Here is a 12,898-nt window from a genome sequence, read left to right on the forward strand (position 1 = left end):
CGGCGTCAGGGGTTGATCTCCCAGTCGCCGCGCTGCCGCTGGTTCTTCTCGTGCTGGGCAGCCAGCTTCTCCAGCGCCTGCGGGTCGCCGTGCGTGCTGAAGTGGTCGAAGCCCACCACGATGAACAGCGCGCGGGCGCTGACCGCGATCGGGCCGTCCTCGGCGTCGAGGCGGCCGTCGGCGCTGACGTAGATCTTGCGGCCCGCGATGCCGTCCAGGCGGGCCTGGATGAACAGCGTCGAGCCGACCGGGACCGGGCGCCGGAAGTCCGTCTCGAGCTTGCCCGTCACCGCCGGGCGGCGCATCAGGTTGCCGACCGTCGAGCCGAGGGCCTCGTCGAACGCGCAGGCCAGCAGGCCGCCGTGGGCGAGCCCGGGCGCGCCCTGGTGGGCCGCGGTCACGGTGAACCGCGAGTGGATCACCTGGCCCTCGCCGACCGTCGAGCGCAGGTGCAGGCCGGCCTCGAGCTCGTCGCCGCACCCGAAGCACTCACCGAAGTGCACGCCGAGCTCGGTGCCCGGCTCCGGCGCCTTCGGGTGCGGGACCGCCGGCTCCACCGGCACCGGCGGCCAGGGTTGAGAAACACGACTCATGCGCTGACGTTAACTCGCCGGTAGCCGCCCGCCGCGCGCGACCCGCGGCGTATGCAGGCAACGTACACCTCTCAGTAGCCGGAAAGTTCCCCACCGTAGAAGATTTCCGGCTCAGACTGCCGACCGCTGCCCACCGGGCAAGACTGGGTTGATGAGCTCGAACGGCCCAATGGGCACTGCACGGAGGAGGTCGTCGCCGGCATGAGCGAACCAGCAGGAAAGACGAGCGCACCGAAGGCCGACGAAAGAACCGTCAAGCGGGCCGTCTGGGCCTCGGCCATGGGCAACGCCACCGAGTGGTACGACTACGGAGTCTTCACCTCCGGTGCCATCGCGGTCAGCATCGGCTCGGAGTTCTTCCCCGGCGAAGGCAACGCCGTGCTGAAGTCGCTGGCGCTGCTCGCGGTCGGCTTCATCGTGCGGCCGTTCGGCGGCGCGTTCTTCGGCCCCCTCGGCGACAAGATCGGGCGCAAGCGGGTCCTCGCCATCACGATCCTGCTGATGTCCGGGTGCACCTTCCTGGTCGGTGTCCTGCCGACGTACTCCGGCAGCTACAGCATGGGCATCGCGGCGCCGATCGCGATCCTGCTGCTCCGGATCATCCAGGGCTTCTCGACCGGTGGGGAGTACGGCGGTGCGGCGACGTTCATCGCCGAGTACTCGCCGACGAAACGCCGGGGCTTCTTCGGCAGCTTCCTGGAGCTCGGCACGCTGGCCGGCTACGTGCTCGGCAACCTCGTGGTGCTTTCGGTGACGCTGTCCATGTCGGCCGAGCAGGTCGACGCCTGGGGCTGGCGGATCCCGTTCTTCGTCGCGCTGCCGCTCGGCATGGTCGGGCTGTACCTGCGGAACAAGCTCGAGGACACCCCGGAGTTCCGCCGGATGGAGGCCGCCGGCCAGGCGCCGCAGAAGTCGCCGCTCAAGGAGATCTTCGCCCGCAACTGGCGGATGATCCTCAACCTGATCGGCATCGTGCTGCTGCTGAACATCGCGGACTACCTGCTGCTGACCACGATGCCGACGTACTTCACCGACACCCTCGGCATCAACGACAACACGTCCACGCTGATCATCATCGGTGTCGAAATCATCCAGATGGCGGTCATCATCCCGCTCGGCGCGCTGTCGGACCGGATCGGCCGGAAACCCCTGCTGCTCACCGCGGCCATCGGGTTCGTGGTGCTGAGCTGGCCCAGCCTCAAGCTCATGCAGTCCGGCAGCGTCCTGTGGCTGTTCGTCGGCTTCCTGATCGTGGCGCTGCTGCTGGTCCTGATGCTGGCCGTGATCGGCTCGACGTTCCCGGCGATGTTCCCGACCCGCGTGCGCTACGGCTCGTTCGCGATCGGCTACAACGTCTCGACGTCGATCTTCGGAGGTACGTGCGGTGTCGTCGTGACCGCGCTCGTCAAGGGCACCGGCAACGAAGACTGGCCGGCGTACTACCTGATCATCGCGGCACTGATCGCGATCGTCCCGATCATCAAGATCCCGGAGACCTCGCAGGTGCCGATCGAGCAGATCGACACCGAGGACACCGGCGGCAAGTCCCTGACCGGAGCGTCCGCTCAGCGTTGAGCGGCCGCCCCCGAAATAACGTGTGCCCCGTCCGGATCACCGGGCGGGGCACACGTGCGCTGCGGGTCAGCTGGCGTTGCTCCGAGGAGCGAAGCGCTTGCGGGACCAAGCGGCCAGCGCTCCAGCGACCACGACAGCGATTCCGGTTTCGACGATCAATGCGGCGAGCACCATGTGCTTCCTCCTCGGTTTCTCGGGCCGGCGACCGAGCGTCCGGCTGAGCAGTTCCTCCGGTGTCCGATCGGAACACCACAGGGCATATCGCCACGACCCGCCCGGGTATTTCGTCCGAAACCCACTTCGGCGCGGTGATCTGCACCACGTCGCTGACCTGCGGAAACGTCGCTAGCGCGTGGTGGTGGCCGAGGGTGCGACCGGGATCTTGCTCGTCCGCGGAGCCGAGGGCGGCGCGGTGGTGGTCGGCGTCGGCCGTCCGGTCGCCCGGCTCGCGGACGGCATCTCCGGGACCGGCTGCTGGGTGCGCCCCGGCGTGCGGGTCGGCTCGGCCGCCGGCGGCGCGACGGACGTCGCCGGCACGTCCTCCGGGGTCGAGGGTGCGGGGGAGGCCGTGCCGATCGTGGACAACCCGGGCCCGGCGGGCTGCACCGGCTCCGGCGGGCCCGCGCGGTGGGCGGCCAGGAAGCCCGCCACCGCGAGGATCACCGCCGTCGCGGCCGAGGTGCCCGCGACCGCGAACCGCTTGCGTCGTCGCCGGACCCGGCCGCCGCGCTCGATCACGTCGGTGGCGTCGAGGCGCATCGGCGGCTGCGGGCCGCCGGCCGCGCCGGTCAGGATCGCGCGGACGTCGTCTTCGGGGTCCATGTTCGTCACCTCCCCTCCGTGGTCGCGCTGAAGGTCAGCGCGCCGTAGTGCGGGCCGAGCCGGTTGCGCAGCGTCGCCAGGCCCCGCGAGGCCTGGCTCTTGACCGTGCCGGTGCTGCAGCCGAGCGCCTGCGCCGTCTCCTCGACGCTCAGGTCCTCGAAGTACCGCAGCACCAGCACGGCCCGCTGCTTGGGGGCCAGGACGGCCAGGGCCTGCCGGACCAGCATGTCCTGCTCGCGGCCGGCGGCCTCCGCCGGGAGTTCCGGCGGCGTGTCGGTGAGGCGCTCCCGTTTCCACCTGCTGCGCCGGTGCTCGGCGAGGAACGTGCGCAGCACGACCTTGCGGGCGTAGGCGTCCAAGGCGTCGTGGCGCGACAGCCTCGGCCAGGCGAGGTACAGCTTGAGCAGCGCGGCCTGCGTGAGGTCCTCGGCCTGGTGCCAGTCACCGCAGAGCAGGAAGGCCGTGGACCGCAGGCTGTGCGCGCGCTCGCCGAAGTACCGGGCGAACTCGCCGTCCCACGGCGAGCCCGGCCCGGTCGACGGACGGGAGCGGGAGATCACCGGGCTACCGGGTCACCCCGACGGCCGGCAGGTGCAGGTCACCGGTCGGCCCGGCGGGCACGGCGACGGGAACGCGCGGCGTCCGGGAGGGTGCCTTGGTCGTCGCACGCGGCGCGGGCACGGCCGTCGGCGCCTGGGCGGGCCGGCTCGTGGTCGGGATCGCGGACGGCGGCTCGGTCGGGGTCGGCCGCGCCGTGGTCGGGGCCGGCGGCTGCGCCTCCGAAGCCAGCGCGATGCCCCCGGTCAGGGCACCACCGGCGAGCACGAGAGCGCCGAGGGAAAGGGCGATACGGATACGCAAGACAGCTCCTCTTCTCGCGGGCGCGGCCGTGGATCGCCGCGCCTCTGCCCCTAGTCATGCGCCCGGTGATCACCGGGGTTGCACCGGATTTCCGGCGAGACGCGAACGGCCGGGAAGCCCGCGTGGACTTCCCGGCCGCCCGGTCTTCCTCGGTGGTCTCAGCCGGCGAGCGCCGACAGCTTCTGCCAGCTCGCCCAGTCGTACGTCCAGTCGCTGTAGTCGCCGTCCTTGGCGCTCAGCGTCTGCGTGCTGCCGGTGATCTCGACGGGGTCGCCCGTGAGCACGCCGTCGTAGTACTCCTTGGCCCGCGCGGGCGAGAGGTTCAGGCAGCCGTGCGAGATGTTCTTCTTGCCCTGTGCCCAGACCGACGCCGCGAGGCCGTGGATGAACTCGCCGTTGTTGGAGATCCGGACCGCCCACGGCACCACGACGTTTTCGTAGTGGTACTTCGGGTTGCTCATCGCGTACGTGGCCTGCTTGCCCATCACGACGTGCGTGCCGCTGTGCGTGACGCGGCCCGGGTCGGAGTCGAGGCCGTAGCTCACCGGGTAGTCGGCGATCTGCTGGCCGTCGCGGATCACCTGCATCGTGTGCTGCTGGGTGTTGCCCTTGACGATCTGCGAACGGCCGATGGTGAAGCTGGCCGACACGTCCTGCTTGCCGTACGTGCCGTCACCGATCTTGACGCCGTAGATCTTGGCGTTGACCTTCACCGTGGTGCCCGGCTTGTAGTACTCCTTGGGCCGCCAGTGCACCGACGTGTCGCCGTCGGTCCAGCCCCACGAGCCTTCGGTCTTCGGCGTGGTCTCGACCGACAGCGCCTTTTCGACGGCCGCCTTGTCGGTGACCCGGCTCGGGAAGCTCAGCGCGATGGGCATCGCGATGCCGTACGTCTGGCCGTCGCCCACGTTCAGGCTGGCCGACATCTGGCGCCGCGGCTTCACCGTGGTGAACGCGCCCCCGATGGCCACGTTCTTGCCGTCCGCGCCCTGCGCCTGGCCCGCCCAGGTGTAGGTCTTGCCGTAGCCGAGCTGTTCGGTGGTGCTCCAGCTCTTCTTGTCCGCCGACGTCTGCCCCTGGACCTGCTTGCCGTCCGGGTTCGTCAGCGTCACCGAGACGATCGTGCCGTCGGCGACCTGGACGCCGACCGGTTCGCCGGGTGCCACGTCCTGCGCGCCGCCGGCCGGCGTGACCGTCAGCTTCGCGGGCTGCGCGCTCGGCGCGGGCGCGGAAGTCGGGCCCCCGCCCGAAGTCCCGCTCGCCGACACGGTCGGCTCGCTGCTGCACGCCCCCAGCGTGAGCACGGCGACCAAGCCCAGTGCCACAGCCGCGCCCCGGCGCCGCGTGGAAGTCCTCACCGTCACACCCATTCCCCTTTGCCCCTTTGGTGCTTCCCCTCATCGAGACGTCCCGTGGACCGGCGACGTTGAGCAGAAGTCGCGTGACGAAGGTCACAATGGTCGCCGGAGGTCTTCACCGAGGGGGTCGGAACGACTCCGAGCCGTGTCCGGTGATCACGGTGTCGCTGTGCTGCGCAAGACTATCCGGTGGGTCCGGCAGATCGTGGCCGGGAGCCCTACGACGTTCCGGTGACCTTGGCCCGGACAGGCGGTTTTCGCCTCGATCACGGGGTTCAACTTTGGCCAGATCCCGGTAGTCTGCTCTCAGGCCGTCGTTTTGCGTGTTAGTGGCTTCACACTCGCGGAACTTCTGACGCGAGCCATGGAGCCGACACGCTCTTGACTCGACTCGTTGGAACCGCCCGGGACGGTCGGGGTGCCGCTTCGGTGGCATTCGAAGCGGATCTGTGTAACGAGGAGTACAGCGGTGGCGCAAGGCACTGTGAAGTGGTTCAACGCGGAGAAGGGCTTCGGCTTCATCGCGCAGGACGGCGGCGAAGGCGACGTGTTCGTGCACTACTCGGAGATCGAGGGCCGCGGCTTCCGCACCCTCGAGGAGAACCAGCGGGTGGAGTTCGAGGTCGGCCAGGGTCAGAAGGGGCCGCAGGCCCAGAAGGTCCGCGCGATCTGACAACAGGCCCTCTGCGTGTCTTAAGGCCTGAGCGAAGGGCCCCCGGCGATGTCATCGCCGGGGGCCCTTTCTCGTGGGGTTCTTGGGGCTACCGTCGCCCGACGGCCGGCGCGTCGAAGGCGTCGGCGGGGAAGTGGAACTCGTCGGTGAGGTCGTGCAGGTCGCCGCCGTGCTGGCGCTGGTCCTGCAGCGAGGAGGCCTGGCCTTCCCAGTTGAGCCGCTCGAGGATCCACTCCTGGGCGAGCGCCTGGGGCGAGATGTCCCGCTCGGCGGCGATGTCCTTCAGCTGCTGGTTGGCGATGAGGCTCATCCGGAGCTGGATGACCTGGGCCTCGCCGAACCGCTTGCCGGTCCCGGTGCTCTCGTTGTCGGCATCGGGCGCCAGGGCGGCGAGGTAGGAGGTGAGTTCCTTGTCCTCGACAACACCATCGTCCGCAGGCTTCGCGGCACCACGATGGCGTCCGGAGGACGCGGCTTTGAGGTTCGTCCGGCTGCTCAAGCGGCCAAGGGAGGGAAGAGGCACGCAGGCCACGATAACGGTTAGGTCTCGCCCCGCAAACCACTGTGAGCCACGACACGCTGAGAACCCGCCCCATTCAGCCCAACCCCCACCCAAACGGCCCAACAACCAATAAACACACCGCAACAGGCCGTTAACGCAACGAATCGATCACGACAAGCCCAGCCAGGACCAGCTGAGGTCAGAGGTGGCGATGGGCGAAGGTGAGCGAGTCGCGACGGCCGCGCACGAAAGGCGACGCGCGAAGGACAGCGGCGAGGCGCGGCCGGGGGTGCGGGACGACGCGCGGCGGCGAGCCGGGAGCGGTGCCGCCAGCAGCAGGCGGCACAACACGAACGCCGAACGAACACGACCAACCAGACAGACGCCGCAAGGGCGCCCAGCGCCCGAAGCGAAAAGCCAACCGGGCTGGAAGCCGCACCAGCCGCACCGTGGGGGTCCGGGGGCTCGGCCCCCGGGCAATACGCCGGAATGAACGGGGGAAAGCGAAGCGCCCCCGGAAATGGAGGACCCCCGCGCCAGGGGGAGGAACGCGGGGGTCGGAGGGGATCTCCACAGGCGCTGACCGGGGGTGTGTCAGCACTTCGATTGTTGCACGAGTTTCGCCCTTGGGCGAGTGGAGCGCGGGAAATTTCCGCGTGCGGTGTCACTTCCGCGCCGGGTGACGTTCGTTCGGGTGGTGTGCTTCTTCGGTGTTGCCGATTGCGCTGCGTTGAGCGGAGCGTGGCCTCAGGTTCACTCTCCGGGGGGCTGTGTGTGGCGGCCGGCGCTGGTTAGCCTCGCGGCCAAGCTGTTGTGAGCCGTATGGAGGGGCTATGAGCGGGTCTGTTGAAGTGCGGCAGTTCCTCCTTCGGTACGAAGGTGCCGATGGGGGGAGTGCTCAGTTCGCCGGGGGGTTGCCGGCGCAGCGGAGTGGGGCCGCGGATGCGCAGCGGGTGTCGGACGATCAGGTCCGGCGGGCCCGGCTGGCGGTGGCGAATGGTGCGCTGGGGGTCGAGGACTGTGTTCAGCTGCTGGAGATGCTGGGCCTGAACCTGGACGACGACGGGCAGGCGCCGGTCCAGCGTTGAGGGTGTTCCGGGTGGGCTCGGCGGGTGTCGCCGAGCCTGTCCCGTGGGGTTCGTGCGGGGTGTTTCCGTTTCCGGGCAATGATTCTCGAGGTCTCAGAGGTTTCGTGACGCCGGTTTAGTAACAGTGTTACGTTTGCCGTGGCGAAAGGGGCGGCCATGATGACGATCGAAGGCGCGGCGAGCCGGATCCGGTCCGTGGTGCAGGTGCTGGGCGGGAAGTTCATGACGTTGCCGGAGCCGGCGGCGGTCGAGGCCGAGGCCGGCTTGCCGCCGCGCTCCCTTTACGTGCGGGGGCGTTCGGCGGTGCTCGGGGACGTCCCGCCGAAGGTGGCCGCGGAGCTGTTCGAGATCTTCCCGCACTGGCTCTTCGAGTACGTCCTGCCGCCGGCGGCCGCGGTCTTGGACGCGCCCGCCGCCGTCCGTGCCTACTCGGAGTCATCGGCCCGGTGGGCGCGTGTCAACCTTTCGGCCGTACCGGAGCCCGGCTGTCTGGCGGAGCTGCTGTTCCGCGCCATCGACGCCGCCGACGCCGGCGGGCTGGAAGAACGTGCCGCGTCCCACGGCGGACGTCGAACGGCTCGGCTTCGCGTTGACGGTCTTCCGCGAGCTGCGCGGCGGCCTGCACTTCGCGGCGCTGCGAGCCGTGGGACTGTCGGTCCCGGAGGCCGTGATCGCCGACCCCGAGGGTGGCCGCGCCCGGCTGCTGCGCACGGGGTGGCCGGTGGCACCGCGCGGAGGCCCTGACCGACGAGCGGATCGACGAGCTGCTGACCGCCTCGCTGACGCCGGCGGAGCGGACCGAGCTCGAACGCCGCCTGGCCGAACTGTTTGCGCAGGTCCCGGCCTCGGCCAGGGGTTAAGGAGCCCCCGGTGCAAAGCGGTGGCGGCGTGCCCTATGCTTGTAATCGCTCCCGGGGGGACCTGAGAGCGCGGTCGGTCGGTCACCCGAAACCGGCCGGGCTCCCATCGTCCAGCGGCCTAGGACTCCGCCCTTTCAAGGCGGCAACGCGGGTTCGAATCCCGTTGGGAGTACGCAGTACAGTAGTCGGCAACACAGCAGTACACGCAAGGCCCTGTGGCGCAGTTGGTTAGCGCGTCGCCCTGTCACGGCGAAGGTCGCGGGTTCGAGTCCCGTCAGGGTCGCAAGATCGTTCGGCTCCTCGCCGGCGTTCCCGGCCAGGTAGCTCAGTTGGTACGAGCGTCCGCCTGAAAAGCGGAAGGTCGCCGGTTCGACCCCGGCCCTGGCCACCACGAACCACCCCGATGTGTCGGGGTGGTTTTTTGTGGTTCGACCACCGGGGGTCAGCGTGAACATCTGGGACGCGGAAGCCGCGACCTTCGACGACCAGCCCGACCACGGCCTCCGCGACCCGGAAGTCCGTGCCGCCTGGGCGAAGCTGCTTCTCCCGCTCATGCCACCGAAAGCGACCGTCGCCGACCTGGGGTGCGGGACCGGGAGTCTTGCTCTTCTGCTCGCCGAGCATGGCCACCACGTCTGCGGGATCGACCTCTCCCCGGCGATGCTCGATGTCGCCCGCGGGAAAGCCGGTGACCTCGAGATCGACTTCCGGCTGGGCGACGTCGCCGATCCGCCCGCCGAACCCGGGTCCTTCGACGTCGTCCTCGTGCGGCACGTGCTCTGGGCGATGCCCGATCCGCAAGCCGCGGTCGACACCTGGGTGCGGCTGCTCGCTCCCGGCGGACGGCTGATCCTCGTCGAGGGCCGGTGGTTCACCGGTGCCGGGCTGAGCCAGGACCGGTGCCGGGCCATCGTCGAACACCGGCGCCGGGCGGTCGAAGTGCGGGTGCTGGACGATCCCGCCTTGTGGGGCAAGGAAATCGACGACGAACGCTACCTCCTCCTGAGCCCGCCCGTTAGGCCGGACGAGTGAACCCCGGACCCGCGTGTCCGGACCGGGAGAGCCGCTCCGACCACCGGGCATGAAATACCTCCTGACGCTCCACATGAACCCGGCCCTCTGGGGCACCCTCACCGACGACCAGAAGAACGGCGTCTTCGAAGGCCACGGCGCCTTCATGAAGGAAATCACCGGCTCCGGCGAGATGGTCGAGACCAAGGCGCTCGCCGAGGCCGCCGGGACCAGGACCGTCCGGGTCGAGAACGGCGAGGCGCGGACCCGGACCGGTCCCTACGTCGAGTCGGACGCTTTTCTTTGCGGCTACTACATCGTCGACGTCGAGAGCGAGGCGCGCGCCGTCGAACTCGCCGCGAAGATCCCCGATGCGCAGTACACCGCCGTCGAGGTGCGGAAGATCGTGCACGAGGGTTGACCTCGATCGAGGTCGAGGGTGCAGGCTGATCCCATGACCAACGAATGGGGCATCGACGCCGTCGACCTCGACGCGTACCTCGCGCGGATCGGGCAGCCCGCCCGCGAACCGTCGGCGGACGCGCTGAAAGACCTCATGCACGCGCACGTCCGGGCCATCCCGTTCGAGAACGTCGACGTCGTTCTCCGGCAGCACCAAGGGATTTCCCTCGACGTCGTGACCGCGAAGCTCGTCGGACGGCGGCGGGGCGGCTACTGCTACGAGCAGAGCGGCCTCTTCGCCGCCGTCCTCGAGCGGCTCGGCTACACCGTGCACCGGCTCGCCGCGCGCGTCCAGCCGCGGCGGCCGGGGCCGTACACCCACATGACCGTCGTGGCCGACGTGGGCGGGCAGAGCTTCCTCGCCGACGTCGGGTTCGGCGCCGGGATCTTCGAGCCGATGCCGCTCGTCGACGGCCACGAGGTCGACCAGGCCGGCTGGCCGCACCGGCTCACCGAGCGGAACGGCTGGTGGACGCTCGAAAAGGGCGACGAGGACATCCTCGAGTTCCGCCTCGACGAGATGCACCCGATCGACTACCAGGTCTACCACCACTACACGTCGACGCACCCGAAGTCGCCGTTCACCGGGCGGCTGGTGATCATGACGCTCGAACCGGGCGTCAGCCGGAAGCTGCTGGGCCGCGAACTGACCGTCGAAAAGCCGGGCGGCAGCAGCGAAACCACCACCGTCGCGCCGGACGAACTCGACGCCACCCTCAAGGACCTGGGCATCGAGCTGACGGCCGACGAGCTGCGGAGGCTGGAAGAGCTCTACTGACCGAACAGCTCGGCCGCCGCCACCGGGCGGCCGAGGTGGTAGCCCTGCGCCTGGTCGCAGCCCAGCGACCGGAGCAGGTCCACCTGCTCCGCCGATTCGACGCCCTCGGCGATCACCGTCAGGTCGACGGCGTGGGCCATCGCGATGATGCTCGTGACGATCGCCGCCGCGTCGCGTGATTCGGCGATGCCGGTGATGAACGACCGGTCGATCTTGAGCGTGTCCAAGGTCAGCCGGCGCAGCTGCGCGAGCGACGAATAGCCGGTGCCGAAGTCGTCGATCGCCAGCAGCACGCCCAGCGACCGCAGGGACGCCAGGACTTCGCCCGCCGCCTCCTGGTCGCGCATCAACGCGCTTTCGGTGACCTCCAGGCACAACGCGCTCGCCGGCAGGCCGGTCTGCGCGAGCGCGTCCTGCACCGTGGGCACCAGGTGCGGGTCGTCGAGCTGGCGCGCCGACAAGTTGACCTTCAGCGTCAGGTCCAGACCTTGCGAACCGCGTCGCGTGGCCAGCTCGCGCGTGGTCGCGCGGAGCATCTCCTTGCCGATCAGGTTGATCAGGTCGCTCTCCTCGGCGAGCGGGATGAACTCCGCGGGCGAGATCGCGCCGTGCCGGGGGTGCGTCCAGCGCAGCAGGGCCTCGACCGCGACCATCTCGCCGGTCGTCAGGTCGACGACGGGCTGGTACGCGGGCCAGAGCTGGCCGTCGTGCACCGCGTCGCGCAGGTCCTGCTCCATCCGCAGCCGCCGCTGCATCCGCTCGCGCAGGCCGACGTCGAAGACGTGGTGCCGGCCCCGCCCGAGCGTCTTGGCCTGGTACATCGCGACGTCGGCGTCGCGCAGCAGGTCCTCGGCGCTGCGCCGGTCGCCGGTGCCGACGAGCACGACGCCGATGCTGGCGTCGAGGTGCAGCTGCCTGCCGAGCACGCCGATCGGCTCGGCGAGCGCCGCGCGCAGGTGCTCGGCCAGCGCGCGGACCTCGCCGGGTTCGGTGACCTCGCCGGTGACGACGACGAACTCGTCGCCGCCGAGCCGGCCGACCAGGTCGTCGCGGCCGGAGCTGCGGCGCAGGCGCTCGCCGACGATCCGCAGCACCTGGTCACCGACCGAGTGCCCGAGCGAGTCGTTGATGACCTTGAACTTGTCGAGGTCGAGGAACAGCACGGTGACCGCTTCGCGCCCGTGGACGTCGAGCCGGCTCAGCACCAGCGTCCGGTTCGCGAGCCGGGTGAGCGGGTCGTGCGTCGCGTCGTGCGCGAGCTGTGCGCTGATCGCACGGGGCTCGGTGATGTCGGTGAACGTCGTGACGACGGCCAGCGCCGCCGGGTCGTCCGGGTTGAGCAGCCGCGAGGTCAGCGACACCCAGACGTCCAGGCCGTCGGGCCGGCGCAGCCGCACGACGAGGCCGTTGTGCGCGACACCGGTGCGTCGCGTCTGCACCGACGGCATCTCGTCCGGCGGGATCCAGTGCCCGGACTCGGTGAACAGCACGAGCGTGTGGCACGGGATGCCGACCAGGTCGGCTTCGGCGACGCCGAGGATCCGGCAGGCGGCCGGGTTGGCGGCCTCGATGAGCCCGGTGGGGCCCATGACCAGCACGCCTTCGTCGAGCGACGCGACGACCGTGCGGTAGTTCTGCTCGGCCCGCCGCCGCGCGGTTTCGTCCGCGCAAACGAGGACGTAACCGTCGTTCATCTCAGCTGCCGAAACGCGGACCGCCAGGGGAGCGCCGTCCCGGCGCCGGTGCACCGCTTCGGTGACCCCGCCGCCGAGCAGGTCCAGCGGCGCGCCGACCAGCTCGCTCGCCCGCCGCCCGACGGCCTCGGCCGACGTCCAGCCGTACACCGCCTCGGCTGCCGGGTTCCAGCTGGTCACGACGCCTTCGCCGGTGGTCGCGATCAGCGCGTCGCTGACGTGTGCCACCAGGGCGGCCTGGTAGCGGAGGGCGTCCGCGGCGGCCTTCTTCGCCGTGATGTCGCGCATGACGACCTGGTAGGCGCGCGGGGCGCCGAGGCGCACCCACACCGTCTCGACGGCGAACTTGCTCCCGTCCAACCGGGACATCAGGGCTTCGACCGGCTCGCTCGCCTGACCCGGTTCGGTCAGCCGCGCGAGCTTGTCCGCCACGGCGGCGCGCGAGTCCTCGGCGACGAAGTCGGTGAAGCGGCGGCCGACGACCTCGTCGGCGGAGCGGGCGGCGAAGGTGTCGAGGGCGGCGCGGTTGGCGTAGGTGAGGACGCCGTGCTCGTGGACGCAGATCGCGTCCGGACTCAGCTCGACCAGTTCGGCGAGGGAGCCTGCCTCCATGAGCGTCCG

Annotated in this window: 13 protein-coding genes, 3 tRNA genes and 1 pseudogene; 10 read left to right on the forward strand and 7 right to left on the reverse strand. The window is 70.1% G+C overall.

Features of this window, described 5'->3' with window-relative positions:
- Positions 1 to 5 precede the first annotated feature (5 nt).
- A complete protein-coding gene (locus tag ACWEN0_RS11370) occupies positions 6 to 593 on the reverse strand; it encodes a PaaI family thioesterase (RefSeq protein WP_451971806.1) in 588 nt (195 codons plus the stop codon).
- Between the two features lie 201 nt (positions 594 to 794).
- On the opposite strand from ACWEN0_RS11370, the gene ACWEN0_RS11375 reads away from it, so the two are divergent.
- Positions 795 to 2,168 carry an MFS transporter gene (locus ACWEN0_RS11375; RefSeq protein ID WP_451971809.1) on the forward strand — a complete coding sequence of 458 codons (1,374 nt, stop codon included), beginning with the start codon at positions 795 to 797 and terminating at the stop codon, positions 2,166 to 2,168.
- Between the two features lie 345 nt (positions 2,169 to 2,513).
- Here the strand turns inward: ACWEN0_RS11375 and ACWEN0_RS11380 are convergent, their stop codons facing one another.
- The 4 genes from ACWEN0_RS11380 to ACWEN0_RS11395 all read right to left on the reverse strand — a co-directional run bounded on the left by ACWEN0_RS11380 (position 2,514) and on the right by ACWEN0_RS11395 (position 5,221).
- Positions 2,514 to 2,990: a hypothetical protein gene (locus tag ACWEN0_RS11380; protein WP_451971812.1), complete on the reverse strand. Its 477-nt coding sequence runs from the start codon at positions 2,988 to 2,990 to the stop codon at positions 2,514 to 2,516.
- A gap of 5 nt (positions 2,991 to 2,995) precedes the next feature.
- A complete protein-coding gene (locus tag ACWEN0_RS11385; RefSeq protein WP_451971815.1) occupies positions 2,996 to 3,550 on the reverse strand; it encodes a SigE family RNA polymerase sigma factor in 555 nt (184 codons plus the stop codon).
- Positions 3,551 to 3,554: 4 nt separating this feature from the next.
- On the reverse strand, positions 3,555 to 3,851 hold the full coding sequence (locus ACWEN0_RS11390) for a hypothetical protein (protein ID WP_451971818.1): 297 nt from the start codon (positions 3,849 to 3,851) through the stop codon (positions 3,555 to 3,557).
- Positions 3,852 to 4,009: 158 nt separating this feature from the next.
- Positions 4,010 to 5,221, reverse strand: coding sequence for a L,D-transpeptidase (locus ACWEN0_RS11395; RefSeq protein ID WP_451971821.1), 1,212 nt, complete (start codon positions 5,219 to 5,221; stop codon positions 4,010 to 4,012).
- Positions 5,222 to 5,678: 457 nt separating this feature from the next.
- On the opposite strand from ACWEN0_RS11395, the gene ACWEN0_RS11400 reads away from it, so the two are divergent.
- A complete protein-coding gene (locus ACWEN0_RS11400) occupies positions 5,679 to 5,882 on the forward strand; it encodes a cold-shock protein (RefSeq protein ID WP_003097368.1) in 204 nt (67 codons plus the stop codon).
- Positions 5,883 to 5,970: 88 nt separating this feature from the next.
- Here the strand turns inward: ACWEN0_RS11400 and ACWEN0_RS11405 are convergent, their stop codons facing one another.
- Positions 5,971 to 6,405, reverse strand: a complete 435-nt coding sequence (locus ACWEN0_RS11405; protein ID WP_451971824.1) for a hypothetical protein — start codon at positions 6,403 to 6,405, stop codon at positions 5,971 to 5,973.
- A gap of 812 nt (positions 6,406 to 7,217) precedes the next feature.
- On the opposite strand from ACWEN0_RS11405, the gene ACWEN0_RS11410 reads away from it, so the two are divergent.
- From ACWEN0_RS11410 to ACWEN0_RS11445, 8 genes and pseudogenes are all read left to right on the forward strand, one after another.
- Complete coding sequence (locus tag ACWEN0_RS11410; protein ID WP_451971827.1) at positions 7,218 to 7,472, forward strand: hypothetical protein; 255 nt, start codon at positions 7,218 to 7,220, stop codon at positions 7,470 to 7,472.
- Positions 7,473 to 7,694: 222 nt separating this feature from the next.
- Positions 7,695 to 8,397: pseudogene (locus ACWEN0_RS11415) on the forward strand (helix-turn-helix domain-containing protein).
- A gap of 34 nt (positions 8,398 to 8,431) precedes the next feature.
- Positions 8,432 to 8,504, forward strand: a tRNA-Glu gene (locus ACWEN0_RS11420).
- Between the two features lie 37 nt (positions 8,505 to 8,541).
- Positions 8,542 to 8,615, forward strand: a tRNA-Asp gene (locus ACWEN0_RS11425).
- A 31-nt stretch (positions 8,616 to 8,646) separates the two neighbouring features.
- Positions 8,647 to 8,723 (forward strand) — tRNA-Phe (locus ACWEN0_RS11430).
- Positions 8,724 to 8,779: 56 nt separating this feature from the next.
- Positions 8,780 to 9,364: a class I SAM-dependent methyltransferase gene (locus ACWEN0_RS11435; protein WP_451971829.1), complete on the forward strand. Its 585-nt coding sequence runs from the start codon at positions 8,780 to 8,782 to the stop codon at positions 9,362 to 9,364.
- A 49-nt stretch (positions 9,365 to 9,413) separates the two neighbouring features.
- Positions 9,414 to 9,764 carry a YciI family protein gene (locus tag ACWEN0_RS11440; protein ID WP_451971832.1) on the forward strand — a complete coding sequence of 117 codons (351 nt, stop codon included), beginning with the start codon at positions 9,414 to 9,416 and terminating at the stop codon, positions 9,762 to 9,764.
- A 33-nt stretch (positions 9,765 to 9,797) separates the two neighbouring features.
- On the forward strand, positions 9,798 to 10,583 hold the full coding sequence (locus tag ACWEN0_RS11445) for an arylamine N-acetyltransferase family protein (protein WP_451971835.1): 786 nt from the start codon (positions 9,798 to 9,800) through the stop codon (positions 10,581 to 10,583).
- Here the strand turns inward: ACWEN0_RS11445 and ACWEN0_RS11450 are convergent.
- Complete coding sequence (locus tag ACWEN0_RS11450; protein ID WP_451971838.1) at positions 10,577 to 12,889, reverse strand: sensor domain-containing protein; 2,313 nt, start codon at positions 12,887 to 12,889, stop codon at positions 10,577 to 10,579. The genes ACWEN0_RS11445 and ACWEN0_RS11450 overlap by 7 nt on opposite strands.
- Positions 12,890 to 12,898 lie beyond the last annotated feature (9 nt).

It is taken from the genome of Amycolatopsis sp. NPDC004378, assembly GCF_053602455.1.

Coding starts and splice junctions, on each gene's coding strand:
- ACWEN0_RS11380 (WP_451971812.1), bottom strand. CDS start 2,990: ATGGACCCCGAAGACGACGTCCGCGCGATCCTGACCGGCGCGGCCGGC.
- ACWEN0_RS11370 (WP_451971806.1), bottom strand. CDS start 593: ATGAGTCGTGTTTCTCAACCCTGGCCGCCGGTGCCGGTGGAGCCGGCG.
- ACWEN0_RS11375 (WP_451971809.1), top strand. CDS start 795: ATGAGCGAACCAGCAGGAAAGACGAGCGCACCGAAGGCCGACGAAAGA.
- ACWEN0_RS11410 (WP_451971827.1), top strand. CDS start 7,218: ATGAGCGGGTCTGTTGAAGTGCGGCAGTTCCTCCTTCGGTACGAAGGT.
- ACWEN0_RS11450 (WP_451971838.1), bottom strand. CDS start 12,889: ATGGAGGCAGGCTCCCTCGCCGAACTGGTCGAGCTGAGTCCGGACGCG.
- ACWEN0_RS11440 (WP_451971832.1), top strand. CDS start 9,414: ATGAAATACCTCCTGACGCTCCACATGAACCCGGCCCTCTGGGGCACC.
- ACWEN0_RS11395 (WP_451971821.1), bottom strand. CDS start 5,221: ATGGGTGTGACGGTGAGGACTTCCACGCGGCGCCGGGGCGCGGCTGTG.
- ACWEN0_RS11445 (WP_451971835.1), top strand. CDS start 9,798: ATGACCAACGAATGGGGCATCGACGCCGTCGACCTCGACGCGTACCTC.